The sequence below is a fragment of the Amycolatopsis sp. NPDC051045 genome (genome assembly GCF_040682955.1).
Classification (GTDB): domain Bacteria; phylum Actinomycetota; class Actinomycetes; order Mycobacteriales; family Pseudonocardiaceae; genus Amycolatopsis.
Map to the genome: position 1 here is coordinate 407,788 of NZ_JBFBCC010000002.1, position 24,564 is coordinate 432,351.

Consider the following 24,564-nt stretch of genomic DNA (forward strand, 5'->3'; position numbering starts at 1 on the left):
GCAGGAGTGACGGCCGTAGCCCCCAAGCCGATCGCCACGCGCCCGTACCCCGCGCGCGAGTCGGTTAAGGGTTCGTACCTGCTGCGGTTGTTCCGCACGACGGACCACAAGCAGATCGGGATCATGTACCTGGTCACGTCGTTCGCCTTCTTCATGGCGGGCGGCGCGATGGCCATGCTGATCCGCACCGAGCTGGCGCGGCCCGGGCAGCAGTTCCTGTCCCAGGAGCAGTACAACCAGCTGTTCACCATGCACGGCACGGTGATGCTGCTGCTGTACGCGACCCCGATCCTCTTCGGCTTCGCGAACTTCATCCTGCCGCTGCAGATCGGCTCGCCGGACGTCGCCTTCCCGCGGCTGAACGCGTTCTCGTACTGGCTGTACCTCTTCGGCGGCCTGATCGTGATGTCCGGCTTCCTGACCCCGGGTGGCGCCGCCGACTTCGGCTGGTTCGCCTACACCCCGCTGTCGGACGCCATCCACTCGCCGGGCGTCGGCGCGGACCTGTGGATCTCCGGCCTGGTGATCGGTGGTCTCGGCACCATCCTCGGCGCGGTCAACATGATCACCACCGTGGTCTGCCTGCGCGCGCCGGGCATGACGATGTACCGGATGCCGATCTTCACCTGGAACATCCTGGTCACGAGCATCCTGATCCTGCTCGCCTTCCCGATCCTGACCGCGGCCCTGATGGGCCTGCTGGCGGACCGGCACCTCGGGGCGCACGTGTTCGACCCCGAAAACGGCGGCGTGATCCTCTGGCAGCACCTGTTCTGGTTCTTCGGCCATCCCGAGGTCTACATCGTCGCGCTACCGTTCTTCGGGATCGTGTCGGAGATCTTCCCGGTGTTCAGCCGCAAGCCGCTGTTCGGCTACAAGAGCCTGGTCTGGGCGACGCTGGCCATCGCGGCGCTGTCGGTCGCGGTGTGGGCGCACCACATGTACGCCACCGGCGCCGTGCTGCTGCCGTTCTTCTCCTTCATGACGTTCCTGATCGCCGTCCCGACCGGCATCAAGTTCTTCAACTGGATCGGCACGATGTGGAAGGGCCAGCTGTCCTTCGAGACGCCGATGATCTTCTCGATGGGCTTCATCGTCACGTTCCTCTTCGGTGGCCTGACCGGCATCCTGCTGGCCGCGCCGGCGATCGACTTCCACGTGTCGGACAGCTACTTCGTCGTTGCGCACTTCCACTACGTGCTCTACGGCACGATCGTGTTCGCCACCTTCGCCGGCATCTACTTCTGGTTCCCGAAGATCACCGGCCGGATGATGGACGAGAAGCTCGGCAAGTGGCACTTCTGGACCACGTTCATCGGCTTCCACGGCACGTTCCTCGTCCAGCACTGGCTGGGTGCCGAGGGCATGCCGCGCCGGTACGCGGACTACCTGTCCGGCGACGGGTTCACCACGCTGAACACGATCTCCACGATCGGTGCGTACATCCTCGGTGCCTCGACGCTGCCGTTCATCTGGAACGTCTTCAAGAGCTACCGGTACGGCGAGATCGTCACGGTGGACGACCCGTGGGGCTACGGCAACTCGCTCGAGTGGGCGACGTCCTGCCCGCCGCCGCGGCACAACTTCACCGAGCTGCCCCGGATCCGTTCCGAGCGGCCCGCGTTCGAGCTGCACTACCCGCACATGATCGAGCGCATCCACAACGAGGGTGAGATCGGCTTCTTCGGGAAGCAGAAGGTCAACAGCCACGCGGCGCCGTCGCAGCTGCTCACCGAAGCGGTGATCCCGGGAGACCACTCCAAGGACAACGCGAGCGAGCAAGGCGACAAGTAATCCCCTGATCGAGTGAGCGCGTGCCCGGCTTTTGTGAAGCCGGGCACGCGCTCTACTTATGCCCGACCCGGGACCGGCAGACTGGCCGTGCAGCGTTGCCGAACGAGGGATGACCAGTGACCCAGACTCCCGTCCTGATCACGACGACCGGCCCCGACAAGCCGGGCGTCTCGTCCGTGCTGTTCGCCGTGCTGACCCGGCACGACGTCGACGTGCTCGACGTCGAGCAGGTCGTCATCCGCGGGCAGCTCGTGCTCGGGGTGCTCGCCGGGGTCTACCGCGACCCGGAGGGGTTGCAGGAGACGGTCGAGCAGGCGATGGCGTCCGTGGGCATGGAGGTCGAGGTCAAGATCGGGGCGGCGATCGGGGAGGACCCGTTCGCGCTCGGCCGCCGGGACTCCTCCCACGTGCTGGTGGTGCTGGGCCGCCCGGTGACCGCCCGGGGCTTCTCGGAGGTCGCCCGCCGGCTGGCCTCGCTGGGCGCCAACATCGACGCGATCCGCAGCGTCGCCGACTACCCCGTGACCGGGCTCGAGCTGTACGTCTCGGTCGACGAGGACACCCGCGAGGCCGACGCCGCGCTGCGCTCGCAACTCGCCGACGCGGCCGTCGAGGCCGGGGTCGACATCGCCGTGGAGCGGGCGGGCATCACGCGCCGGGCGAAGCGGCTCGTCGTGTTCGACGTGGACTCGACCCTGATCCAGGGCGAGGTCATCGAGATGCTGGGTGCGCACGCCGGGGTGGAGCCGGAGATCCGTGAGATCACCGAGGCGGCCATGCGCGGCGAGCTGAACTTCACCGAGTCGCTTGAACGGCGCGTCGCGCTGCTGGCCGGTCTCCCGGCGACGGCGATCGACGAGGTCGCCGCGTCGATCGAGCTGACCCCGGGTGCCCGCACGACGATCCGCACGCTCAAGCGGATGGGTTTCCGCACCGGCGTGGTGTCGGGCGGGTTCACGCAGGTCATCGACGGTCTGGTGGAAGAACTCGGGCTCGACTTCGCGGCCGCGAACGAGCTCGAGATCGTCGACGGCAAGCTCACCGGGAAGGTCATGGGCGACATTGTCGACCGCGCGGGCAAGGCGAAGGTGCTTCGCCGCTTCGCCGGTGAGTACGGCATTCCGCTGGAGCAGTGCGTCGCGGTCGGGGACGGCGCCAACGACATCGACATGCTGTCGGCGGCGGGCATGGGTGTCGCGTTCAACGCCAAGCCCGCGCTGCGTGAGGTGGCCGACACCGCGCTCTCGCACCCGTACCTCGACGCCGTGTTGTTCGTGCTCGGCCTCACCCGCGGCGAGGTCGAAGCGGCCGACGCCGCCGACGGGCTCGAGCTGATGCGTCCGTGAGCAGCGTTCTCGACCCCCTGGGCGCCCGCTACGCCTTCTGGCTGGGGCTTCCGGCCGAAGAGACTTCGGACACCTCCGACGAGCTCCCCGAGCAAGTCCGCGCGATGCCGGTGATCCTCCGCATCGAACGCGCCGAGCCCCCGGGCCGTACCCCGCTGCTGGAGGCCGCGGCGACGGCCGCGCTGGCGGTGTGCCTCGACGAGCGCGCCCGGCCCGAAGGCGAGTGGGCCGAGCCGATGCACGCGTGGCTCGACAACCGGATCCGGAAGGTCGCGCGGCGGGCGCGGGGCACGCACTGGGCGGCCGTCCAGGACCTGCCGGGCATCACCGTCGAGGTCGACGGCGCCGAGGCGCGGGCCCTCGTGCCGGGCCTGGTCACCGAGACGCCCAAGGAGGTCGCGCGGCTGCAGATTTCGGGCAGCGAACTGCCGCCCGACGAGCCCGGCCCGATTCCGGACGGCGTGCCGCTGCTGCTGCTCAACCCGCACGTGCCGATGACCGTCGGCAAGGCCGCCGCGCAGGTCGGCCACGCGACGATGATCCTCGCCGCGCTGCTGGGCGACGCCGAGCTGGCCGGCTGGGCCGCGCAGGGCTACCGGACCGCAGTGCGCACGGCGAGCGTCGCGCGGTGGAAGGAACTGCACCCCGGCGACGACCCCGAGGGCGCGTGGCGGCGCGACCGGGTGATCGCCGTCCGGGACGCCGGGTTCACCGAGGTCGACCCGGGCACGATCACGGTTCTTGCCCAGTGGGCGCCGGAACAAGCGGCTCCCTGACCCGGTTGGAGCGGGCATGACACTGGAAGTGGAACGCACGGGCGAGCACGCGTTCGTCGGCCGCAACGAGCGGGGTGCGGAGGTTCGGATAGGCCGGAAAGGCGCCGAAGGGGCCTTCTCGCCCGCGGAACTGCTGCAGATCGCGGCCGCGGGCTGCAGCGCGGTGACCGCGGAGGAGCTGATCACGCGGCGGATCGGCGAAGACGCGAAGTTCCGGGTCGGCGTCACGGCCGACCGGCGCGAGGGTGCTTCGGAGCTGGACGCCGTCCACGTCGCTTTCGATGTCGACGTGTCGACTTTGACCGCGGATCAGCGGGAAGCGCTGGCCGGCGCCGTGGAGCGGGCGATCGACCGGCTGTGCACGGTGAGCCGCACGCTCAAGAAGGGGATCCCGGTGACGGAGGAATTCCCGGGTCAGTTCTGAGCAGATTCCCAGACGACGTAGGCCTGGTCGGCGTCGGTCGTCATGGCTTCGATGAACTTCTCGTTGTCGAAGCCGGGCAGGGACTGCAGCCGCTCGATGAGGGCGTCGGCCGCCGGGTCGCCGCTGGGGACGGCGGTGCCCTTGCCGTCGGTGCCCACGAGCATGAAGAACACGTCTTCGTTCCACGGGCCGTCAGGGATGACTCGCACCATCACCGAGGACAGCTCGGACCACGTGACGGCCTCTTCGCTGCCGTCCGCGAGCCGCCGCCGCACTCCGGTGTCGTCGACGCTGACGGTCCGGGACTGGGCGCTGGACGAATCCTGGGTCAACCGGTGCTCCCTTGTTGCTTCGGTGGCTTCACCGTACCGGGCGTGGCTGTGGACGGCGTCATGCGGGCGCGGCTGCGTCCAGCCGGCGCAGCGCATCCCGCACCACCTTCGGGTCCATCGTCGGCCAGAACGGCGGCAGTGACGCGCGCAGGAAGCCGCCGTAGCGGGCGTTCGCCAGCCGCGAATCCAGCACCGCCACCACCCCGCGGTCGGTGACCGACCGGTGCAGCCGCCCGGTGCCCTGCGCCAGCAGCAGCGCCGCGTGCGTGGCCGCCACGGTGAGGAACCCGTTGCCGCCGCGGGCTTCCACCGCGCGCTGCCGCGCCGAGGACACCGGGTCGTCCGGGCGCGGGAACGGGATCCGGTCCACCACCACGAGCTGCAGTGACGGCCCGGGGACATCCACGCCCTGCCACAGGCTCAGTGTGCCGAACAGGCACGTGCGGACGTCTCCGGCGAACTTCTGCACCAGCAGGGATGTCGCGTCGTCGCCCTGGCAGAGGATCGGGAAGTCCAGCCGTTCCCGCATCTCTTCGGCGGCCTGCTTGGCCGCCCGCATCGAGGAGAACAGCCCCAGCGTGCGCCCGCCCGCGGCCTCGATCAGCTCGGCCAGTTCGTCCATTGTGGACGACGCCAGCCCGTCACGTCCCGGTGGCGGCAGGTGCTTGGCCAGGTAGAGGATGCCGTTGCGCCCGTGGTCGAACGGCGAGCCGACGTCCAGGCCGGTCCACTTCGGGCCCGAGTCGTCCGACGGCGCTTCCTTGTCCGTCGCCGCGCCGGGCGCCTTCTCGACCTGCGCGGCGCCCGGGGGGAGACCCCATTGCCGCGCCATGGTGTCGAACGTGCCGCCCAGGGTCAGCGTCGCCGACGTGAGGATCGTCGTGTGCTGGTTGAACACGCGCTCCCGCAGCAGGCCGGCGACGCCCAGCGGTGCCACCTTCAGCGCCGGCGGCCGCGGGTTCGACGCGTACTTGTCGCCGGAGAGCCAGACGACGTCGCGCTGGTGCGCCTGGTCCTCGTCGAACGCCTCCAGCAGCCGGACCGCGGTGTCGTGCACCTCGTCGAGCAGCGACCGCGCCAGCTTGCGCGCGGTGGCGCCCTCGACGTCTTCCTTGCGATCGGAGCCCAGCGCCGTGATGCACGCGTGCGCGGCGTCGCGGACCGCCGGGATCGCGCCCTGCAGCGGCCGGGGCAGCTCGTCCAGCCGGCCCGCGGGCAGGTCGTCGATGATCAGCGCCAGTCCGTCACCCGCCTCCAGCAGGCGGTCGGCGACGTCGGCGTCGATCAGCTTGCCGCAGCGGCGCGCGGCCGACGCGCACATCGCGCTGGTCAGCTCGCCGGTGGCGACCGAGGTGACTCGGTCGACCAGGTCGTGGGCCTCGTCGATGATCACCACGTCGTGGTCCGGCAGCACCTGGTAGCCCTGCAGCGCGTCGATCGCCAGCAGCGCGTGGTTGGTGACGATGACGTCGGCGCGGCCGGCTTCGGCGCGGGCCTTCTCGGCGAAGCAGTCCGTGCCGATCGGGCAGCGCGAAGCGCCGAGACATTCCCTCGCCGTCACGGAAACCTGCCGCCACGCCTGGTCGGTGACGCCGGGGACGAGCTCGTCGCGGTCGCCGGTTTCGGTGTCCGAGGCCCATTCCCGCAGCCGCGTGACCTCCTTGCCCAGCCGCGACACCGCGAACGGGTCGAAGAGCTGGGCGTCCTCCGGCTCGTCCGGCGCGCCGGAATCCAGCCGGTGCAAGCACATGTAGTTCCGCCGGCCCTTGAGGATCGCGAAGGTCGGTTCGCGGCCGAGCGGCTTCTTCAGCGCCTTCGCCAGGCGCGGGAGGTCGCGGTCGACGAGCTGGCGCTGCAGCGCGATCGTGGCCGTGGAGACCACGACCGTGGCCTCCTTCTCGACGGCGTGGCGGATCGCGGGCACCAGGTAGGCCAGTGACTTGCCGGTGCCGGTGCCGGCCTGCACCGCCAGGTGCTCGCCGGTGCGGATGGCGCGGCCGACGGCGTCGGCCATCTGGACCTGCCCCGGGCGTTCGGCGCCGCCGACGGACTCCACCGCGTGGGTGAGGAGTTCGAGGACGCCGGGGAAATCGGTTCGGGCGGGCACAGCGACACACATTAGCCGCCGCCTCCGACAAAGATCGGTGCTCCGTCGCGAAAGGGCCACTCGCGCCGTGGGGACCTCCGGCGCGGAGGTCCCCACGGCGAGCGATCAGTCCTCGGTGCGGCCGGAGACCAGCTTCCAGGTCAGCGGCAGCAGACCGGCGGCCACGACGATCTTGATCGCGTCCCCGGCCAGGAACGGGACCACGCCCTTGGCGAACGCGGTGGACAGGTCGAACCCGGTCGAGGCCATCAGCCACGGCACGCCGAACGCGTAGATCACCACGTTGCCGAGCACCATGGTGCCCGCGGTGCGCACCGGCGTCCGGTCGCCGCCGCGGCCGGCGAGCGCGCCGACCAGTGCGCCGGCGAAGACGAACCCGACGATGTAGCCGGCGCTGGCGCCGGACAGGCCCGAGGTGCCGTGCTGGAACCACGGCACACCCACGGCGCCGACCAGCAGGTACACCAGCATCGAGGCGGCCCCGCGCGACATGCCGAGCGACGCGCCGACGAGGAGCGCGGCGAACGTCTGGCCGGTCATCGGCACCGGGCTGCCCGGGACCGGGATGGTCAGCTGCGCGGCGGCGCCGGTGAGCACGGCACCGCCGGCGACCAGCGCGATGTCCCGCACGAGCGAGCCGGGAACGAGGTCGGCCAGCACGGGCCGCTTGCCGGCAAAGGACAGCGAAGACACGAAACCTCCCAGGGGGATCAGGCGACGATCGAGGTTAACGCTCGTTACCGTCCCGTGGACCCGCCGAGTTGCGTTCCTCACCGGCCACTCGTCCGGGTGGACCCGATCAGGGCCGGCGCCGGACCGGCCGATGACGAAAGGGGGCGACTGCGAACTGTCACGCCAACTGTGGAGGCCGGTGCATGCGAAACGCCAGGAAGCGGACATATCGGTTGCTGGCCGTGACAATGCTGGCCGTTCCGCTCCTCGGCGCGGCGGCCCCGGTGACGTCCACCGGATGGGCGGCTTCCGGCTCGGTGGACGTGCTGATCGACAACGAGCACATCGTCACCGGGGAGATGGCGAAATGCACCGTCGACGGCCCGCACAAGGGCTGGTCGCAGGGGGGCGCCACGGGCGACATCGCCGTGTTCGGGGTCGGGGAAACCGGCTGCGGGCGCTCGGGTGAGGCGTCGATCGCCCAGGCGACCGGGCGCCGCTTCAAGGCGACCGTGCTGCAGCGCTACGGCGGTCCGGTGCTCACCGTGCGCACCTACTCGGCGAAGTGCGCGACCACCGCCACCGGCAGCGTCGGCGAGGTGGCGATCGGCGCCGTCGAGGGGGTCACCGTGCCGGAGGAGATCCCGCCCAACCATCGGATCGTCATCCCCGGCGGCGCCGCGGGCACCGCGCTGGCGACGGTGGTCCTCAACGAGACCGTGACGCCCCAGCCTCCGGACGGCAGCCTGGTGACGCACGCGGTGCACCTCAAGCTGTTCCCGCAGGGTGGCCCGGCGAGCGGGGACATCTACCTCGGCACGGCGTCCTGCGACCCCTTCGGCAAGAAGTGATCAGGTCGTCGTGAAGCGGCTCGCGGCCGCGACGAACTCGCCCGCTCGCGCGGCCAGGTCCGGCAGGCTGCCGCCGGAGGACAGGGCGTCGCCCAGCAACGGCGTCGCCGCGGCGACCGCGATCGCGCCCGAGCGCAGGTAGCCCTCGACGTCGGCCAGGTGGACGCCGCCGGTCGGCACCAGCGGGACGTCCGGCAGCGGCGCCCGGACCGCGCGCAGGTACGCGACCCCGCCGGCCGCCGCGATCGGGAACACCTTCACCGCGGCCGCGCCGAGCCGCCAGGCCTGGTCGATCTCCGTCGGCGTCAGCGCGCCGCAGACCACCGGGGTGTCCAGGGCCGCGGCGCGCTCGAGAACCGCCGGGTTGACCGTCGGCGTGATCAGGTACGCGGCACCCGCGTCGACCGCGACGTCCACGTCGGACGGCTCGCGGACGCTGCCCGCGCCGATCAGCGCGTCTTCGCCGAGAGCCAGGCGCAGCGCGGTGATGGCCGCGGGTGCGCCCGGCGTCGTCAGCGTCGCTTCGAGCAGGCGGACGCCCGCCGCGTGCAGCACCATCGCGGCATCGGCGAACCGCGACGCGTCGGCGGCCCGCAGGATCGCGACGAGCCGGTGTTCCGCCAGCGCGGCTCGCAGGTCCTTCACGCGGCCGGTCCGACGACGGCGGTGCCGGTGTAGGCGACGCCCGCCTCGTCGAAGTCCTCCAGCGTCGCGTCGACCGTCGGCTGCGAGCCGCCGACGGTCAGGTCCAGCAGCACCCGCACGCCGAAGCCCGCCTTCGCCGCGTCGAGCGCCGTCGCACGGACGCAGAAGTCCGTCGCGATGCCGACGACGTCGACGTCGGTCACGTCGTGCTCGCGCAGCCAGACCTGGAGCGGCTTCCCGTCGCGGGCCGCGCCCTCGAAGCCGGAGTAGGCGGCGCTGTACTCGCCCTTGGAGAACACCTCGCCGATCGGGACGACGTCGAGCGCCGGGTGGAACGACGCGCCCGGCGTGCCGGCGACGCAGTGCACCGGCCAGCTGTCCTTGAAGTCCGGCGTCTCGCTGAAGTGGTCGCCCGGGTCGACGTGGTTGTCCCGGGTGGCCACGACGTGGCTGTACCCGCCTTCGGCGGCCTGCTTCGAGATGGCGGCGGCCGCGGCGGCCCCGCCCGGCAGGCCGAGCGAGCCCCCTTCGCAGAAGTCGTTCTGCACGTCCACCACGATCAGCGCGGTCCCCATCGGTGGACCTCCCTCTCAGAGACAGGTTCGTTTACACAGCGTCGTTTACAAGAACTGCGTCGGGATAGCGGGCTCGCCGTGCGACAGCTTGAGGCCCTCCCACGGCAGGCTGACCAGGCCGCGGCGCAGCCGCTGCCTCGCGTCGTCGAGCGTAGGCAGGTCCGGCTCCGGGCGGCCAGCGCGGATCAGCGGAATTTGCAGCGGGCGGTCGTTGGCCTCCGGTTCGGGTGCGGCCCCCGCCGTCGTCCAGACGACCTCCTCGACCGCCGTGCCGGTGCCGCGGTGGCGCCGCAGCGCGGACTTGCGGCCGCCGCGGGACTCCTTGTGCGCGCTGCGCTTGGCGACCGGCCTGCCGTCCACCTCGACCAGCTTGTAGACCATCCCGGCGGTCGGCGCGCCGGACCCGGTGACCACCGAGGTGCCGACGCCGTACGCGTCCACCGGCTCCGCGCGCAGCGCCGCGATGGCGTGCTCGTCGAGGTCGCCGGAGACCACGATCCGGGTGTCCTTGGCGCCGAGGGAGTCGAGCTGTTCGCGGGCGCGGCGGGCGAGCGGGCCGACGTCGCCGGAGTCGATCCGGATCGCGCCGAGCTCGGGCCCGGCGACGCGGACGGCGGTCTCGATGCCCGCGGTGATGTCGTAGGTGTCGACCAGCAGAGTCGTGTCCGCGCCCATCTTCTCGACCTGCGCACGGAAGGCCGCCTCCTCGCTGTCGTGCAGCAGCATGAAGGCGTGCGCGACGGTGCCGCGGGTCGGGATGCCGTAGCGGCGCCCGGCTTCGAGGTTGGACGTCGTCGCGAAACCGGCCAGGTAGGCGGCGCGCGCGGCCGCGACCGCGGCGTATTCGTGCGTGCGGCGGCCGCCCATCTCGATGATCGGGCGGCCGTGCGCGGCGCCGGACATCCGGGCCGCCGCCGACGCGATGGCGCTGTCGTGGTTGAGGATCGACAGCACCAGCGTCTCCAGCAGCACGCACTCGCCGAACGAGCCGGTGACGGTGAGGATCGGCGAGCCGGGGAAGTACAGCTCGCCCTCGGGGTAACCGTCGATGTCCCCCGAAAACTCGTAGTCCGCGAGCCAGGCGAGCGTCGCGTCGTCGACGACCGCGGTCGCTTCCAGCTGCGCCAGTTCGGCGTCGGTGAAGCGGAAGTCCGCGATCGCGTCGAGGACCCGGGCGGTGCCCGCGACCACGCCGTAGCGCCGCCCGTCGGGCAGCCTTCTGGCGAAAACTTCGAATACGCAGGGCCGCGCCGCCGTCCCGTCGGCCAGTGCGCTGCCCAGCATGGTCAGCTCGTAGTGGTCGGTGAGCAGCGCAGTGCTGGCCGTGACCGGCTCCGGTGAACCCATGGGGTAAGCCTATTCACCCACATGGCCGGACCTGGCGCGGCGTACCCCGTGACCCCCGTGACACCATGGGGTGCATGTCCACGCCTGTCGCATCCGAACAGACGCAGGTCGAACCGGCCGGTGCCGAAGTCGCCGAGTCGGACACACCGTGGCGGACCGTGGTGTGGAACGACCCGGTCAACCTGATGTCGTACGTGACGTACGTCTTCCAGAAGCTGTTCGGCTACAGCCGCGACCACGCCACCAAGCTGATGCTGGACGTGCACCAGAAGGGCAAGGCGATCGTGTCGTCCGGCAGCAAGGAGAAGGTGGAGACGGACGTGGCGAAACTCCACGCGGCCGGCCTCTGGGCCACTATGGAGCAGCCCTCGTGAACGGTTGGCGGCGCAAGGGCGCGGTGATCCACGCGGGGTTCGAGCAGCAGGAAGCGGCCGTGCTGCGCGGACTCGTCAGCCAGCTCGAGGACATGCTCACCGCGCGCGCCGAGGAGGCGCCGCAGGACGAGCTCGCCGAGCTCACCGGCATCCGGACCGGGCCCAGCGAGTCCCCGGACGACCCGGTGCTGTCGCGGCTGCTCCCGGACTTCCAGAAGCTCGACCCGGACAACCCGTCCCGGGAAGACATCGACTCGGTCGCGGCGATGCGGTCGCTGCACGAGCCGGAGCTGCTCGACATCAAGGTCGGCGTGGCGAAGATCGTGCTCGACACCCTGCCCCGCGACGGCGGCCACGTCCGGCTGACCGAGGAGCAGGCCGACGCGTGGCTCGGCGCGCTCAACGACGTCCGGCTGGCGCTCGGCACCGCGCTCGACGTCACCGAGGACATGCCCGACGAGCTGCCCGAGGACGACCCGCGGGCCCCGCACCTGGGCGTCTACCACTGGTTGACGTGGGTGCAGGAGACGCTGATCCAGGCACTGGCCGGATGATCACCGACGTGCCCGGTGTCCTGGTCGGGCACCACGAGCGGGTCGGCGACGGCTGGGCCACCGGGACGACGGTGGTCCTGGTGCCCGAGGGCGCGGTCGGCGCGGTCGACCAGCGCGGCGGCGCGCCCGGCACGCGGGAGACGAACCTGCTGGAGCCGGAGAACCTCGTGCAGCGGGTCAACGCCGTCTGCCTCTCGGGCGGGTCGGCGTACGGCCTCGCCGCGGCCGACGGCGTGATGCGGTGGCTGGCGGAGCGGAACCTGGGCTTCCCGGTGGGCCCGCAACCGCACGAGGTCGTGCCGATCGTGCCCGCGGCCGTGCTGTTCGACCTGCCGCGCAGCGAGTGGGGCAACCGGCCCGACGCGTCCTTCGGCTACGCGGCCTGTGCGGCTGCCGCGGCCGGTCCGGTGGCGCAGGGGACGGTCGGCGCGGGCGCGGGCGCGGCGGTCGGCTCGCTGAAGGGCGGGATCGGCACGGCCAGCGAGGTCGTCGGCGAGTACACGGTCGGGGCGCTGGCGGCGGTCAACGCGGCCGGCGAGGCCGTGGACCTGACGACGGGCCGGGCGTACGCGGCCGACCACGGCGACTTCGGCGTGTCGTGGCCTTCGCGGGCCGCAAACCTGCCCTCTCGGCGGACCGACCTCAACACGACGATCGGCGTGGTCGCGGTCGACGCGGCGCTGTCGAAAGCCGAAGCCCGGCGGCTCGCGGTCGCGGCGCAGGACGGGCTGGCGCGTGCGGTGCGCCCGGCGCACTCGATGTTCGACGGCGACACGGTGTTCGCGCTGGCCACGGGGGCGCGCGAGCTGCCGGACGCGAGCGGCCCGTTCGGCGCGGCGGCGCGGCCGGCGGCGCTGGACGCGCTGTGCTCGGCGGCGGCGCGGGTGTTCGCGCGGGCGATGGTGCACGGCCTGCTGGCGGCGACCACCGCGGGTGGGGTACCGGCCTACCGGGACGTCTGGCCGGAAGCGTTCGCGTAACGCCCGCGCCCTTCGCGCGGATCATCCGGGCGTGCGGGCCGAGGAGAAGTGGGTCGTCCGGATCCACGATGACAACGTGAACAGTTTCGCCGGGGTGGCGCTCGTGCTGGAGGAGCTGCTCGGCAGCTCGCCCGGCGAGGGCCGGGCCGCCGCGGAGCGGATCCACACCACCGGTTCGGCCGAACTCGACCCGCTGCCGGTCGGACCCGCGGAGGACTTCGTCGCGGCCCTGCAGGTCCGCGGCTTGCACGCGACGCTCAGGCCGGCCGCGTGACCGACTTCGCGCACGTCACCGCGTGGTGCGGGCGCATCCGGATGGCGTTGGCGCCCAACACCGCGTCGGTGCTGCACCACACCCTCACCGACGTCGCGGCCCGGCTGGCCGGCTCCGGGCGGGGCGGGATCGCCGACACCGCGCTGTTCCCCGACGCCTACCGGCGCCGCAAGCCGAGTGCGGCCTTCCGGGACCGGCACGGCGCCGCGATGCGCGCCGAAGTGGTGGCCGCGTTCTCCCGGGTGCTCGGGGCGTGGTCCGGCGGGACGGAGCTGGAGCTCGACCTGGCGGGCGCCCGCGACCTGCGGCTCGTGCTCGCCCACGCCCAGTCGGCGTACCTGCGGCAGCCGCGCTGGGAGGTACCGGTCGACGATCTGTTCGCGACGCGCTGGGGTGCCGAGCGGACGGTCGCGTGGCTCCGGGAACTGGAAGGCCACGTCGCCACGGCAGCGCTGGCCCGGGACGACGTGCCGGTGTTCCTGGAGCTCTGACCCTCAGGCGCCCGGATAGGGGTCCTCGGGCAGGGCGTCGCCGCTGATCTCCAGGTCGGCGGCGCGCACGGCGCTCACGTACTCCTCGTCGATCTCCAGGTCGATCCCGCCGACGGACAGGATCGGGCCGAGCGAGGGGTGGATTTCCACCGGCCCGAGTTCGGTGCCGCGCGGCAGGCGTTCCCAGATCTGCTTCGGCCGGTTCAGGCTCCAGCGGCTGCAGGCCAGCAGTGTCACGTGCCGGTCGGTGACCATGACCAGGAACCCGACGCGCATGTGCGAGCGGTTGACGTAGAGCGACATCCCCGGGATCACGTACTGGATCCGCTCGTCCGTGCCGAGGTACATCCGGCACCGATCGCGGACTTTCGACGACAGCGGCACCGGCCCAGTATCCCGATAACGGCTGGTGAGCGGTACGTCTCATCATCTGGACCGGCTTTGTCCACCAACTAAGATGTCGGTGTGCTCCGGATCCGCCGTGACCTCGTCGACGAGATCGTCGCCCACGCCCGTCGTGACCACCCCGACGAGGCGTGCGGGGTGATCGCCGGGCCCGAAGGCTCGGATTCCCCCGAGCGGTTCATCCCCATGCTCAACGCGGCCCGGTCGCCGACGTTCTACGAGTTCGACTCCGGCGACCTGCTGAAGCTCTACCGCGAGATGGCCGCGAACGACGAGGTGCCGGTGGTCATCTACCACTCGCACACCGCGACCGAGGCCTACCCGTCGCGGACCGACGCGAACATCGCGGCCGAGCCGGACGCGCACTACGTGCTCGTCTCCACCCGCGACCCCGAAGTGCACGAGTTCCGCTCGTACCGGATCGTGGACGCCGAGATCACCGAGGAGCCGGTCGAGATCATCGACTGAGCCCCCGGAATAAACCGCCGCGCCACCGGCGTCTGCGTGTAAGAACCCACCGGAGGTAAGAACCCATGGCCGTGACCGTCTCCATCCCGACGATCCTGCGCACCCACACCGGCGGCGAGAAGTCCGTCGAGGCGAAGGGCGCGACCGTCCTCGAGGTCATCGAAGACGTCGAGGCCCGGCACGCCGGCATCAAGGCGCGCCTGGTCAAGGAGGAGAAGCTGCACCGCTTCATCAACGTCTACGTCAACGACGAGGACGTGCGCTTCGCCGGCGGGCTCGAGGCCGAGGTCAAGGACGGCGACACCCTGACCATCCTCCCCGCCGTGGCCGGTGGCTGATCGATGGCTCGCTTCGAGTCGCTGCTCGACGCGCTCGGCGGCACCCCGCTGGTCGGGCTGCCCCGGCTCTCCCCGACGCACGACGTGCGCCTGTGGGCGAAGCTGGAGGACCGCAACCCGACCGGCTCGATCAAGGACCGGCCCGCGCTGGCCATGATCGAAGCCGCCGAGCGTGAAGGCAAGCTGCGGCGCGGCTCCACGATCCTGGAGCCGACGTCGGGCAACACCGGGATCTCGCTGGCCATGGCGGCCAAGCTCAAGGGCTACGGGCTGGTCTGCGTGATGCCGGAGAACACCTCCACCGAGCGCAAGCAGCTGCTGCAGGCGTACGGCGCGCGGATCGTCTTCTCCCCGGCCGCGGGCGGCTCGAACGAGGCCGTCCGGCGGGCGAAGGAGCTGTCCGCGGCGAACCCGGACTGGGTGATGCTCTACCAGTACGGCAACCCGGCCAACGCCGACGCGCACTACCGCGGCACCGGGCCCGAGCTGCTCAAGGACCTGCCGACGTTGACGCACTTCGTCGGCGGCCTGGGCACGACCGGAACGCTGGTGGGGGTCGGCCGGTACCTGCACGAGGCGAAGCCGGACGTCCAGGTCATCGCGGCCGAGCCGCGCTACGGCGAGCTGGTGTACGGCCTGCGCAACCTCGACGAGGGCTTCGTGCCGGAGCTGTACGACCCCAGCGTGCTGAACGGGCGGTACTCCGTCGGGGCGTACGACGCACTGCGCCGGACGCGCGAGCTGCTCGAGCACGAAGGCATTTTCGCGGGCATTTCGACGGGCGCGGTGCTGCACGCGGCGTTGGCGGTGGCCGAGAAGGTCGCGGCCCGGGGCGAGCAGGCGGACGTCGCGTTCGTCGTCGCGGACGCCGGGTGGAAGTACCTGTCCACCGGCGCCTACGCGGGATCGCTCGACGAGGCGGCCGAGCGGCTCGACGGACAGCTCTGGGCCTGAGTCACTCGGCCTTCCGCGTCGCCGGCGAGCCCGCCGGCCGGCGCAGTTCGGGCATCATGGCTCCCATGATGGTCATCGGGCTGCTCGGCGGCATGAGCTGGGAGTCGTCGGCCGAGTACTACCGGCTCGTGAACGAACGGGTGAAGGCCGTCCTCGGCGGGTTCCACTCGGCGCACACCGTGCTCTACTCCGTCGACTTCGCCGCGATCGAGGCCATGCAGGCCGACGGCCGCTGGGATGACGCCGGTGCCGAGCTGAACCGCGCCGCCAAGGCTCTCGAGGCAGCCGGTGCCGGCTTCGTCGTGCTCTGCACCAACACCATGCACAAGGTCGCCGACCAGCTGGAAGACGGCCTCGGCATCCCGCTGCTGCACCTCGGCGACGCCACCGCCGCGGCCGTCAAGGCCGCCGGGATCCGCCGCGTCGGGCTGCTCGGCACCGGCTTCACCATGGGGCAGCCGTTCTACCGCGACCGCCTCGCCGCGCACGGCCTGGACGTGCTCGTGCCGGAGGCAGAAGACCGCGACCTGGTGCACCGGGTGATCTACGACGAGCTGGTGCTCGGCGTCGTGAAGCCCGAATCCCGCGAGGCCTACCGCGGCGTGATCGCGCGGCTCGCCGACGCGGGCGCCGAGGGCATCATCTACGGCTGCACCGAGATCGAGCTGCTCGTCGGCCCGGAGGACAGCCCGGTGCCGACGTTCCCCACGACCCGCCTGCACGCCGACGCCGCCGTCGACCACGCGCTCGGCCGGGCCCCCCTCCCGGCTCCGCCCGCCTGAGTCACACGGCGACCACCTGCCCACCGCTCGCGTGCGCCTCGTGCTGGGTGACGACCTGCCGCCACAGCCGCTCGCGCTCCTCGGCCGTGAACTGCGCCGGCGTGATGCCGAACACGTCACCCGCCGCCGTCCACCAGTCTTGCGGTGACTCGAGCAGCTCCTTGGCGCCGTGGCGGTTCAGGGTCAGCGCCCGCAGGGTGTCGACGCCGGTCGCGTCCCGCCGCTGCAGCACGCAGACCCGCACGAACCCGGACTCCGGCGACGTCGACAGCCACGCGTGCTTCGCGGCGAAATCGGTCATTTCCGCGGGGCCGGGGGCGAAGTCGAAGCCCGCGAAGCTGCCCGATGGGTCGTGGTCGAACCGCCAGCCGCCCGGCGCCACCTCCGACGGCCGCAGCCGGTAGGTGTGCGGACCCTGGACGTAGGTGCCTTCCCGTAGGGGGAGCGGCTCGTGGATGCCGTCCCCCAGCCCGGTGTCCACCAGCCAGGTCGCCGACGGGTCCTCGGGCAGGCCGGTGACGGTGAGCGCCAGGTGGTTGCGGTCGACGTTCGGCGCGTCCGCCGGGCTGCCCTGCACCCCGCCGAGGTGGCGCGTGACCCGGTAGCCGAGCGCGCGCAGCAAGGCCGAGAAAGCCCCGTTCAGCTGGTAGCAGTACCCGCCGCGGCCCCGCAGGATCCGCGCCAGCGACGCCGACGGCTCGAGCGGGGTCGTCCGCCCGAGCTGGATCTCCAGTGCCTCGTACGGCACGCGCTCCACGTGGGCCGCGTGCAGCCGCCGCAGGGCGGCCAGCCCCGGCGGTTCCGCGCCGAGGCCGAGCCGCTCCAGGTAACCGGTGATTTCGAAGTTCCCCATGCCCGCCACGCTAGCGGGGGGCACCGACAAAACCGCCGGATCAGGGATTTCACCCGAGGTGGAGCTCCCGCGGCCCGACGTAGCCTCGAAGAGGTGAGCACACTGAACCCCGCCCCGGAAACCGACGCCGCCCAGCGCGTGCTGCCGCCGAAACCGGTGGCGGCGGCGCTCGTCGCGATGTCGTTCACCCTGCTGCTCTACCTGGTCGAGCTGGTGGACGTGATCCTGCCCGGCGACCTGGACCAGGGCGGCATCCATTCGCGGGCGCTGTCCGGGCTGGACGGCGTGCTGTTCGCGCCGGTGCTGCACGCCGGCTGGTCGCACCTGTTCGCGAACACCGTGCCCGTGCTGCTGTTCTCCTTCCTCGCGATGGCCGCCGGGTTCGGCCGGTTCGCGCTGGTCACGACCATCATCTGGGTGGTCTCCGGGCTCGGCGTGTGGCTGCTCGGGCCGTCGGGCGGCGTCACCGTCGGCGCGTCCGGGCTGGCCTTCGGCTGGCTCGCCTACCTGCTGGTCCGCGGCCTCTTCAACCGCGCGGCCGGGCAGATCCTGGTCGCCGTCGTGCTGCTCGGCGTGTGGAGCGGCATGCTGGCCGGGCTGCTGCCGGGCAACCCCGGCGTCTCCTGGCAGGGACACCTCTTCGGCGCGCTGGCCGGCGTCCTCGCGGCCTGGCTGACCACCCGCCGGTCCCGCAAAGCCGTCCCGGTGCCTGCGGGTAGCCTCGAAGGGTGACGTCACCGCCCGCTGATGCCCCGATCGGCGTGTTCGATTCCGGCGTCGGCGGACTGACGGTCGCGAGAGCGATCCTCGAACAGCTCCCCGCCGAGCAGCTCCGCTACGTCGGCGACACGGCGCACAACCCGTACGGCCCGCTCCCGATCGCCACCGCACGCAGCTACGCGCTCGCGGCGCTCGACGAGCTGGTGGAAAGCGGCGTGAAGGCCTTGGTGATCGCCTGCAACACGGCGTCCGCGGCCTGCCTGCGCGACGCGCGCGAGCGCTACGACGTCCCGGTGATCGAGGTGGTCCTGCCCGCCGCGCGCCGCGCCGTCGTGGCGACGCACACCGGCCGCGTCGGCGTGATCGGCACCGAGGGCACCGTGCGGTCGCGGGCCTACGAAGACGCCTTCGCCGCCGCACCCGGCATCACGCTCACCAGCGTCGCCTGCCCGCGGTTCGTGGACTTCGTCGAGCGCGGCATCACGACCGGGCGCCAGGTGCTGGGGCTCGCGCAGGGCTACCTCCAGCCGCTGCTCGACGCCCAGGTCGACACGCTCGTGCTCGGCTGCACGCACTACCCGCTGCTGCAGGGGGTGCTGCAAATCGTGATGGGCCAGGAGGTCACGCTCGTTTCGAGTGCCGACGAGACCGCCAAGGACCTCGTCCGCGTGCTCACCGAGCAGGACCTGCTGACCACGAGGGACACTCCGCCGCGGCACGAGTTCCTCGCCACCGGTTCGGCGGAGCCGTTCACCCGGCTCGCCCAGCGGTTCATGGGCTTCGCCCCGGGTGTCCTCGCTCCCACCACCGCGTAATCGGTGGTTCGGGCGCTTAGGGTGTCCTCGTGCGACTGACCATCCTCGGGTGCTCCGGCAGCATTCCCGGGCCGAACGCCGCCGCGTCCGGTTACCTGATCGAGGCCGAGGGCTTCCTGCTCGGCCTCGAACTCGGCAACGGCACGCTCGCGCAGCTGCAGGCCGTGGCCGATCCGTTCGACCTGGACGCGCTCGTGCTCACGCATCTGCACCCCGACCACTGCGCCGACGTCAGCGCGCTCACCGTCCTGCGGCGCTACCACCCGGCGCCGCCGTACCCGGCGCGCCCGCGGTTGCTGCCGCTGTACGCCCCGCCGGACGCCCCGACGCGCTTGGCGAACGCGTACGCGCCCAACGAGACCGAGCGGGCCACCACGGACCTCTCCGACGTCTACGCCTTCCACCCGCTGCGCCCCGAGCCGTTCCGCATCGGGCCGTTCGAGGTCGTCGCGGTCGAGGTCGACCACCCGACCCCGGCGTACGGCCTGCGGATCTCCTACGGCGGCCGGATCCTCGCGTTCACCGGCGACACCGGGCCGTGCGTGGCGCTGAACGAGCTCGCCGACGGGGTCGACCTGCTGCTCGCCGAAGCGTCTTGGACGGACTCGGCCGAGCGGCCGGCGGGCGTGCACCTGTCCGGAAAGCAGGCCGGTGAGCTGGCCCGCGACGCGGGTGTCGGGCGGCTGCTGCTCACGCACATCGCGCCGTGGACCGACGCCGGCGCGGTGCTGGCCGAGGCCTCGGCCGGGTTCCCCGGGGCCGAGGTCGTCAAGCAGGGTGCCGTCTACGACGTCTGAGCGGGCGGTCATAGAGTGCACCTGTGGCTCGAAAAGATGGCAGGAACGACGACCAGCTCCGCGACATCAAGATCACCCGGGGATTCCAGCAGTGGCCGGCGGGGTCGGTGCTGATCGAATTCGGCAACACGCGGGTGTTGTGCGCGGCGAGCGTCACCGAAGGGGTGCCGCGCTGGCGGGCCGGCTCGGGCCTCGGCTGGGTGACGGCCGAGTACGCGATGCTGCCGTCCGCGACCAACACGCGCGGTGACCGCGAGTCGGTGAAGGGCCGGATCGGCGGCCGCACGCACGAGATCTCGCGGTTGATCGGCCGGTCGCTGCGGGCCTGCATCGACCTGGCGGCGCTGGGCGAGAACACGATCGTCATCGACTGTGACGTCATCCAGGCCGACGGCGGCACCCGCACGGCGGCGGTGACCGGCGGGTACGTGGCGCTGGCGGACGCGATCACGTGGCTGGGCGCGGCGAACCGCCTCAACGACCCGCAGCCGCTGTCGTCGTCGGTGGCCGCGGTGAGCGTCGGCGTCGTCGACGGCCGGGTCCGGCTCGACCTGCCGTACGAAGAGGACTCGCGCGCCGAGGTCGACATGAACGTGGTCGCCACCGACGCGGGCACGCTGATCGAGGTCCAGGGCACCGGCGAGGGCGCGACCTTCGCGCGGTCCACTTTGGACACCATGCTCGACATGGCACTGGCGGGCTGCGCGGAACTGACCCGGCTGCAGAACGAGGCGCTGGCGCTGCCGTACCCCGGCGAGCTGCCGGAGCCGCGTCCGGACAAGAAGAAGGGCTCGAAGTGACGAAGCTGCTTCTGGCCACCCGCAACGCGAAGAAGCTGGCCGAGCTGCGGCGGATCGTTGCCGCGGAAGGGATTTCGGGCATCGAGGTCATCGGCCTCGCTGATGTGCCCTCGTTCCCGGAGGCACCGGAGACCGCGCCCGACTTCGAAGGCAACGCGGTGGCGAAGGCCCGCGACGCGGTGGCGGCGACGGGGTTGCCCGCGATCGCGGACGACTCGGGTATTGCGGTCGACGCGTTGAACGGCATGCCGGGGGTGCTGTCGGCGCGCTGGTCGGGGCGTCATGGCGACGACGAGGCCAACCTGGATCTGGTGCTGGGGCAGTTGCGGGACGTGCCGGACGAGCGGCGCGGGGCGCAGTTCGTCTGCGCGGCGGCGCTGGTGCTGCCGTCGGGCGAGGAGACGGTCGTCCGGGGTGAGTGGCGCGGGACGCTGGTCCGGGAGCGCCGGGGCGTGAACGGGTTCGGGTACGACCCGATCTTCCGGCCGGACGGCGAAAGCCGGACGTCGGCGGAGATGGAGCCGGCGGAGAAGGACGCCGCTTCGCACCGGGGTGTGGCGTTGCGGGCGCTGCTGCCGGCGTTGCGGGAACTGGCCTAGACCAGAGTCACACCGGGGCGGGCTTTGCCGTGCCGGGATGACGGGTGTCGATCAGCTCCGCTGAGGCTCGCGAAGGTGTCAGGAAGCCAGGCCGAGGTCCCGGATCAGCTTCGCCACGTGGCCGGTCGCTCGGACGTTGTACCAGGCGTTGGCGATCTTGCCCTCCGGGTCGACGACGAACGTCGAGCGGATCACGCCCAGGTACGTCTTGCCGTAGTTCCGCTTCTCGCCGTACGCGCCCCACGCTTCGATGACCGTCTTCTCCGGGTCGCCCAGCAGCGGGAACGTCAGCTTCTCGTTCTCCGCGAACTTCGCGAGCTTGGCCTGCTTGTCCGGCGAGATGCCGATGACCTGGTAGCCGGCGTCGTTCAGCTCGGCGAGGTTGTCGCGGAAGTCGCAGGCCTGCTTGGTGCAGCCCGGGGTGCTCGCCGCCGGGTAGAAGTACACGACGACGGACCGGCCGCGGAAGTCGCGCAGCGACACCTCCTTGCCCTCGCTGTCGGGCAGGGTGAAGTCCGGGGCTTCGTCACCGGTGGAAAGGCGCTCGGTCATGCCCCAGAGCCTAACGGCGATCGCTCAGGCGGGGCCACAGTAGGTGACCACGAGGGCTTCGGTCGCGCTCGGCCGGATCTGCAGCCGCAGGCGCGTCTGCTCCCGCGGTACCGCGAACGCCAGCGTCACGTGCACCGAGCGGCCCGGCTGCACGTCCTTGCCCGCGTCGGTGATGCCGGTGAAGCCCTGGGTGGTGTCCACGACCTGCTTGACCGGGGTGCCTTCCACGGCGGCGGTGACCGTGAACCCCGAAAGCTTGTACGTCGTCGAGCCGTCGTTGGTCAGCTGGACGTCGAAGGCCGCGCCGCGCGGGCTCTGCGGGTACGCCGACGGGCTGGGCCGGAACGACTTCGGGGAGCCGACCGAGATGGTGAGGCCGCTGGTGAACCGGTGGTCGGCGCCGAACTTGAGGTCGTTGCCCGCCTGCGAGGCGGAGACCCCGGCGCCCGCGGGGGAGCCGGCCACGCCGAGGGCCGCGGTGCCGTCGTGTGCCTTGGGGACCCCGCACGCCACCGCCAGGCCGAGCAGTCCTGCGGTGAACATGATCTTGCCGGTGCGCGCGAGCGCCATTGCGGGTACTCCAGTCGGGGCGGGTCGGGGCGCCGTCGGCAACGGGGGATTGCCGGGCGAACCCGCTCCACTCTGGCCGTGATCGCGCGCGGTTACGAGGCGCAACGTGGGGTTGTCGCGCACCTGGTGCCGCCCCGTGGCCAATCCGTGACCGGAAAGGCACGGCTGGTGACAATCACTGGCCACATGCCACTTAAACCGCGAGCGCGAACAAGAGGATGAAGATCGCGACGCCGGCCACCCACGCCGCCATCAGCCAGCCGAAGTCCCGGACCGGATCGACCGCGCGGCTCTCTTCGCCGGGCACGTACACGCCGCGTTCCTCGAACCAGTCGGCCCAGCGGGCGAACCAGTGCAACGGATTGCGCGACGACATGCGGCACCTCCGGTAACCGGTTTCCTCAGTCACAGTACGCGTTCGGCCACGCACACGGGAAGGCGCGGGCGGCCGTCCACTCCCGACACGCCACGGTCGGGTGATCTTCGGCGCCCCTCGTGTAGAAGCTCAGGCGAGGCCGTGACGCCGCAGGATCGAGACCGCACGGACGGTCGCGTAACCGCGCCACTCGAGGGCCGCGGCGGGTGAGAAACTCGCGAAATCCACCCGCCAGCCGCCGTCGTCCTGCTGCGCGCTCGCGAGCCGCCGCAGTTCGGCGTCGATGACGTCGCCGGCGAACAACGCCCGCGCCGGGCGGTCCGGCAGCGGTGCGAAGTCCAGGGCGCGGAGGGTTTCGCCTTCGGCGCCGCCGTCCACCGGGGCCAGGCCGTCGGCCGGGACGAACGCGGCGAGGTGGTCCAGCAGCGCGGCCGCCTCCTCGTGGAATTCGTGCGCGGCGTCCACGAACTGCACCGCGAACGACAACGCGATCGCGTGCGGCGGCGCGGAGAGCTCGCGGATGGCGTGGAAGCAGTACCGCGTCGCCGCGGCCAGCCACGGGTGTTCGCGCACGGCTCGGTCGTGGCGGGCGACGCGCAGGGCCACGCCGGCGGTGAACGCGGTGCTCTGCAGCGTGGCCGCCGCCGGATCGGCCTGGACCCAGAACGGCGCGCAGCCGGCCGGGTCCGCCACGGGGAGGGCGAACGGCAGGCCGCCGTCCGGGGTGGAGACCGACGCCAGCCAGTCGCACAGGTTCGCCGCGTGCGATGTCGTGTCCGGGGCGATCTCTTCGAACACCTCGAAGGCGTGGAGCGCGCCGCCGGGCTGGCTTTCCGGGGCCCGCAGGTCCGGCTCGAGGCCCCAGCCGTAGCCGCCGTCGGGGTTGCGGTAGCCGTCGACGGCCGCCAGCACCGCGGCGGCGTTCGTGTTGTCACCGAGCAGCTCGAAGCGGCGGCGGTCGAGGAGGCGGGCGTGCGTCGCCATGAAGGACGCCGCCGCGGGAAGGTTCACGGACATGCCGCCAGCGTCGCACCCGGCGCGGCCGGCGGTCTTGAACGGATCGGACCTCAGGGCAGCTGCGGTCCGGCGGAGGCGGCGGCCTCGCGCAGGCGGGCCGCGTCCTGGCCGGGCGGGGCGCCGAACAGGCGGCGGTACTCGCGGTTGAACTGCGACGGGCTGTCGTAGCCGACGAGGTGCCCGACCCCCGCGACGTCGCCCGCGTCGGCCAGCAGGAGCGACCGCGCCTCCTGCAGGCGGATGCGCTTCTGGAACTGCAGCGGGCTCATCGCCGTGACCGCGCGGAAGTGACGGTGGAACGCCGACGCGCTCAGCCCGCTCGACCGGGCGAGTTCCCCGATCCGCATCGGCTCGGCGTAGTTGTCCCTGATCCACCGGATCGCGCGGCCGACGTGGGCCAGTCCGCTGTCGGCCACGCCGATCTGGCGGACCAGGCCGCCGTGCGGGCCGGTCAGCAGCCGCCAGAGGATCTCCCGTTCGACCAGCGGCGCGAGCACGGCCGCGTCGGACGGGTGGTCGAGCAGCCGCACCAGCCGCAGCGCGGCGTCGAGCAGCTCCGGGCCGGTGTCCCCGATGGCGATGGGCGACGACGGCGGCGTGCGAGGCAAGCGGCCGGGCGGTGCCTCGAGCAGCAGCGGGGCGATCGCCGCGGGCCGCAAGGCCAGGCCCATGCCCAGCGCCGGCGTCCGCGGCGTGGCGCCGACGAAGTGGCCGGTCACCGGCAGGTCGGTGCCGACCAGCAGGTACTGGCCGGCGCGGTACTCGTGCACCTGCTCGCCGAGCAGCAGGCGCTTGCCGCCCTGGGCCATGACGACCAGCAGCGGCTCGGCGAGCGAGTGGTGGGGCTCGCTCGTTTCCACTTTGGACAGCAGCAGGCCGGGCACCGGGGTGCGCAGGCCGGTGGGCGCGTGCCGGGCGACGAGGTCGCGGAGTTCTTCGAGCACTTGTCCAGATAACCGATATCGAGAGGATTGTG

At 71.9% G+C, this 24,564-nt stretch carries 32 protein-coding genes; 19 read left to right on the forward strand and 13 right to left on the reverse strand.

Annotated features, from left to right (window positions below):
- The first annotated feature begins 6 nt into the window (after positions 1-6).
- From ctaD to AB0M80_RS06105, 4 genes are all read left to right on the forward strand, one after another.
- Positions 7-1,794, forward strand: a complete 1,788-nt coding sequence (gene ctaD, locus AB0M80_RS06090) for a cytochrome c oxidase subunit I (RefSeq protein ID WP_364559583.1) — start codon at positions 7-9, stop codon at positions 1,792-1,794.
- Positions 1,795-1,910: 116 nt separating this feature from the next.
- Positions 1,911-3,140, forward strand: a complete 1,230-nt coding sequence (gene serB / locus AB0M80_RS06095) for a phosphoserine phosphatase SerB (RefSeq protein ID WP_364559586.1) — start codon at positions 1,911-1,913, stop codon at positions 3,138-3,140.
- Positions 3,137-3,916: a peptidyl-tRNA hydrolase gene (locus AB0M80_RS06100; RefSeq protein ID WP_364559589.1), complete on the forward strand. Its 780-nt coding sequence runs from the start codon at positions 3,137-3,139 to the stop codon at positions 3,914-3,916. The genes serB and AB0M80_RS06100 overlap by 4 nt, the downstream gene beginning before the upstream one ends.
- 16 nt (positions 3,917-3,932) lie before the next feature.
- Entirely contained in the window at positions 3,933-4,340 is a 408-nt protein-coding gene (locus tag AB0M80_RS06105) for an OsmC family protein (RefSeq protein ID WP_364559592.1), read from the forward strand.
- On the opposite strand, the gene AB0M80_RS06110 is transcribed toward AB0M80_RS06105, so the two are convergent.
- The 3 genes from AB0M80_RS06110 to AB0M80_RS06120 all read right to left on the reverse strand — a co-directional run bounded on the left by AB0M80_RS06110 (position 4,331) and on the right by AB0M80_RS06120 (position 7,472).
- Positions 4,331-4,672, reverse strand: coding sequence for a hypothetical protein (locus AB0M80_RS06110; RefSeq protein WP_364559595.1), 342 nt, complete (start codon positions 4,670-4,672; stop codon positions 4,331-4,333). The genes AB0M80_RS06105 and AB0M80_RS06110 overlap by 10 nt on opposite strands.
- Before the next feature lie 58 nt (positions 4,673-4,730).
- On the reverse strand, positions 4,731-6,779 hold the full coding sequence (locus tag AB0M80_RS06115; RefSeq protein WP_364559597.1) for an ATP-dependent DNA helicase: 2,049 nt from the start codon (positions 6,777-6,779) through the stop codon (positions 4,731-4,733).
- A 105-nt stretch (positions 6,780-6,884) separates the two neighbouring features.
- The gene (locus AB0M80_RS06120) at positions 6,885-7,472 is read right to left on the reverse strand and encodes a biotin transporter BioY (RefSeq protein ID WP_364559600.1); all 588 of its coding nucleotides are present in this window, start codon (positions 7,470-7,472) and stop codon (positions 6,885-6,887) included.
- 212 nt (positions 7,473-7,684) lie between these two features.
- Here AB0M80_RS06120 and AB0M80_RS06125 point away from each other — a divergent pair, with 212 nt between their 5' ends.
- A complete protein-coding gene (locus AB0M80_RS06125) occupies positions 7,685-8,302 on the forward strand; it encodes a choice-of-anchor P family protein (RefSeq protein ID WP_364560353.1) in 618 nt (205 codons plus the stop codon).
- Here the strand turns inward: AB0M80_RS06125 and AB0M80_RS06130 are convergent, their stop codons facing one another.
- From AB0M80_RS06130 to AB0M80_RS06140, 3 genes are read right to left on the reverse strand one after another with little or no spacing between them, the layout of a single operon-like run.
- Positions 8,303-8,947 (reverse strand): bifunctional 4-hydroxy-2-oxoglutarate aldolase/2-dehydro-3-deoxy-phosphogluconate aldolase, encoded by a 645-nt coding sequence (locus tag AB0M80_RS06130; RefSeq protein ID WP_364559603.1) that lies wholly within the window; start codon positions 8,945-8,947, stop codon positions 8,303-8,305.
- Entirely contained in the window at positions 8,944-9,522 is a 579-nt protein-coding gene (locus AB0M80_RS06135; protein WP_364559606.1) for an isochorismatase family protein, read from the reverse strand. Before AB0M80_RS06135 ends, AB0M80_RS06130 begins: the two co-directional genes overlap by 4 nt.
- 45 nt (positions 9,523-9,567) lie before the next feature.
- Positions 9,568-10,869, reverse strand: coding sequence for a nicotinate phosphoribosyltransferase (locus tag AB0M80_RS06140; protein ID WP_364559608.1), 1,302 nt, complete (start codon positions 10,867-10,869; stop codon positions 9,568-9,570).
- 74 nt (positions 10,870-10,943) lie between these two features.
- On the opposite strand from AB0M80_RS06140, the gene clpS reads away from it, so the two are divergent.
- The 5 genes from clpS to AB0M80_RS06165 are packed head-to-tail and all read left to right on the forward strand — an operon-like array spanning position 10,944 to position 13,542.
- A complete protein-coding gene (gene clpS, locus AB0M80_RS06145) occupies positions 10,944-11,243 on the forward strand; it encodes an ATP-dependent Clp protease adapter ClpS (protein ID WP_013229464.1) in 300 nt (99 codons plus the stop codon).
- Positions 11,240-11,797, forward strand: a complete 558-nt coding sequence (locus AB0M80_RS06150; protein WP_364559610.1) for a DUF2017 domain-containing protein — start codon at positions 11,240-11,242, stop codon at positions 11,795-11,797. The genes clpS and AB0M80_RS06150 overlap by 4 nt, the downstream gene beginning before the upstream one ends.
- Positions 11,794-12,777 carry a P1 family peptidase gene (locus tag AB0M80_RS06155; RefSeq protein ID WP_364559613.1) on the forward strand — a complete coding sequence of 328 codons (984 nt, stop codon included), beginning with the start codon at positions 11,794-11,796 and terminating at the stop codon, positions 12,775-12,777. The genes AB0M80_RS06150 and AB0M80_RS06155 overlap by 4 nt, the downstream gene beginning before the upstream one ends.
- Positions 12,778-12,808: 31 nt before the next feature.
- Positions 12,809-13,051: an ATP-dependent Clp protease adaptor ClpS gene (locus tag AB0M80_RS06160; protein WP_364559615.1), complete on the forward strand. Its 243-nt coding sequence runs from the start codon at positions 12,809-12,811 to the stop codon at positions 13,049-13,051.
- On the forward strand, positions 13,048-13,542 hold the full coding sequence (locus tag AB0M80_RS06165) for a hypothetical protein (protein ID WP_364559618.1): 495 nt from the start codon (positions 13,048-13,050) through the stop codon (positions 13,540-13,542). The genes AB0M80_RS06160 and AB0M80_RS06165 overlap by 4 nt, the downstream gene beginning before the upstream one ends.
- Before the next feature lie 3 nt (positions 13,543-13,545).
- Here AB0M80_RS06165 and AB0M80_RS06170 read toward each other — a convergent pair whose 3' ends face one another.
- On the reverse strand, positions 13,546-13,926 hold the full coding sequence (locus AB0M80_RS06170) for a hypothetical protein (protein ID WP_364559620.1): 381 nt from the start codon (positions 13,924-13,926) through the stop codon (positions 13,546-13,548).
- Positions 13,927-14,007: 81 nt separating this feature from the next.
- Here AB0M80_RS06170 and AB0M80_RS06175 point away from each other — a divergent pair, with 81 nt between their 5' ends.
- The 4 genes from AB0M80_RS06175 (at position 14,008) to AB0M80_RS06190 (ending at position 16,489) form a co-directional block, all read left to right on the forward strand.
- On the forward strand, positions 14,008-14,415 hold the full coding sequence (locus AB0M80_RS06175; protein ID WP_176175259.1) for a M67 family metallopeptidase: 408 nt from the start codon (positions 14,008-14,010) through the stop codon (positions 14,413-14,415).
- Between the two features lie 65 nt (positions 14,416-14,480).
- Positions 14,481-14,753, forward strand: a complete 273-nt coding sequence (locus AB0M80_RS06180; protein ID WP_364559622.1) for a MoaD/ThiS family protein — start codon at positions 14,481-14,483, stop codon at positions 14,751-14,753.
- A gap of 3 nt (positions 14,754-14,756) precedes the next feature.
- Complete coding sequence (locus AB0M80_RS06185; RefSeq protein WP_364559624.1) at positions 14,757-15,707, forward strand: cysteine synthase; 951 nt, start codon at positions 14,757-14,759, stop codon at positions 15,705-15,707.
- Positions 15,708-15,772: 65 nt separating this feature from the next.
- Positions 15,773-16,489 carry an aspartate/glutamate racemase family protein gene (locus AB0M80_RS06190; RefSeq protein ID WP_364559627.1) on the forward strand — a complete coding sequence of 239 codons (717 nt, stop codon included), beginning with the start codon at positions 15,773-15,775 and terminating at the stop codon, positions 16,487-16,489.
- Between the two features lies 1 nt (position 16,490).
- On the opposite strand, the gene AB0M80_RS06195 is transcribed toward AB0M80_RS06190, so the two are convergent.
- The gene (locus tag AB0M80_RS06195; protein ID WP_364559630.1) at positions 16,491-17,342 is read right to left on the reverse strand and encodes an arylamine N-acetyltransferase; all 852 of its coding nucleotides are present in this window, start codon (positions 17,340-17,342) and stop codon (positions 16,491-16,493) included.
- Between the two features lie 93 nt (positions 17,343-17,435).
- Here AB0M80_RS06195 and AB0M80_RS06200 point away from each other — a divergent pair, with 93 nt between their 5' ends.
- From AB0M80_RS06200 to rdgB, 5 genes are read left to right on the forward strand one after another with little or no spacing between them, the layout of a single operon-like run.
- The gene (locus tag AB0M80_RS06200; protein WP_364559633.1) at positions 17,436-18,074 is read left to right on the forward strand and encodes a rhomboid family intramembrane serine protease; all 639 of its coding nucleotides are present in this window, start codon (positions 17,436-17,438) and stop codon (positions 18,072-18,074) included.
- Positions 18,071-18,877 carry a glutamate racemase gene (gene murI, locus AB0M80_RS06205; protein WP_364559636.1) on the forward strand — a complete coding sequence of 269 codons (807 nt, stop codon included), beginning with the start codon at positions 18,071-18,073 and terminating at the stop codon, positions 18,875-18,877. The genes AB0M80_RS06200 and murI overlap by 4 nt, the downstream gene beginning before the upstream one ends.
- Positions 18,878-18,906: 29 nt before the next feature.
- On the forward strand, positions 18,907-19,674 hold the full coding sequence (locus tag AB0M80_RS06210) for an MBL fold metallo-hydrolase (RefSeq protein WP_364559638.1): 768 nt from the start codon (positions 18,907-18,909) through the stop codon (positions 19,672-19,674).
- Positions 19,675-19,697: 23 nt separating this feature from the next.
- Positions 19,698-20,474 (forward strand): ribonuclease PH, encoded by a 777-nt coding sequence (gene rph / locus AB0M80_RS06215; protein ID WP_093948149.1) that lies wholly within the window; start codon positions 19,698-19,700, stop codon positions 20,472-20,474.
- Complete coding sequence (gene rdgB, locus AB0M80_RS06220) at positions 20,471-21,073, forward strand: RdgB/HAM1 family non-canonical purine NTP pyrophosphatase (RefSeq protein ID WP_364559640.1); 603 nt, start codon at positions 20,471-20,473, stop codon at positions 21,071-21,073. Before rph ends, rdgB begins: the two co-directional genes overlap by 4 nt.
- A 78-nt stretch (positions 21,074-21,151) precedes the next feature.
- Here the strand turns inward: rdgB and bcp are convergent, their stop codons facing one another.
- The 5 genes from bcp to AB0M80_RS06245 all read right to left on the reverse strand — a co-directional run bounded on the left by bcp (position 21,152) and on the right by AB0M80_RS06245 (position 24,532).
- Positions 21,152-21,625 carry a thioredoxin-dependent thiol peroxidase gene (gene bcp, locus AB0M80_RS06225; protein WP_364559642.1) on the reverse strand — a complete coding sequence of 158 codons (474 nt, stop codon included), beginning with the start codon at positions 21,623-21,625 and terminating at the stop codon, positions 21,152-21,154.
- A gap of 24 nt (positions 21,626-21,649) precedes the next feature.
- Positions 21,650-22,195, reverse strand: coding sequence for a hypothetical protein (locus AB0M80_RS06230; protein WP_364559645.1), 546 nt, complete (start codon positions 22,193-22,195; stop codon positions 21,650-21,652).
- 193 nt (positions 22,196-22,388) lie between these two features.
- Positions 22,389-22,571: a hypothetical protein gene (locus tag AB0M80_RS06235; protein WP_364278317.1), complete on the reverse strand. Its 183-nt coding sequence runs from the start codon at positions 22,569-22,571 to the stop codon at positions 22,389-22,391.
- Positions 22,572-22,700: 129 nt separating this feature from the next.
- On the reverse strand, positions 22,701-23,588 hold the full coding sequence (locus tag AB0M80_RS06240) for a hypothetical protein (protein WP_364559648.1): 888 nt from the start codon (positions 23,586-23,588) through the stop codon (positions 22,701-22,703).
- A 50-nt stretch (positions 23,589-23,638) separates the two neighbouring features.
- Entirely contained in the window at positions 23,639-24,532 is an 894-nt protein-coding gene (locus AB0M80_RS06245; protein WP_364559651.1) for an AraC family transcriptional regulator, read from the reverse strand.
- Positions 24,533-24,564: the final 32 nt, after the last annotated feature.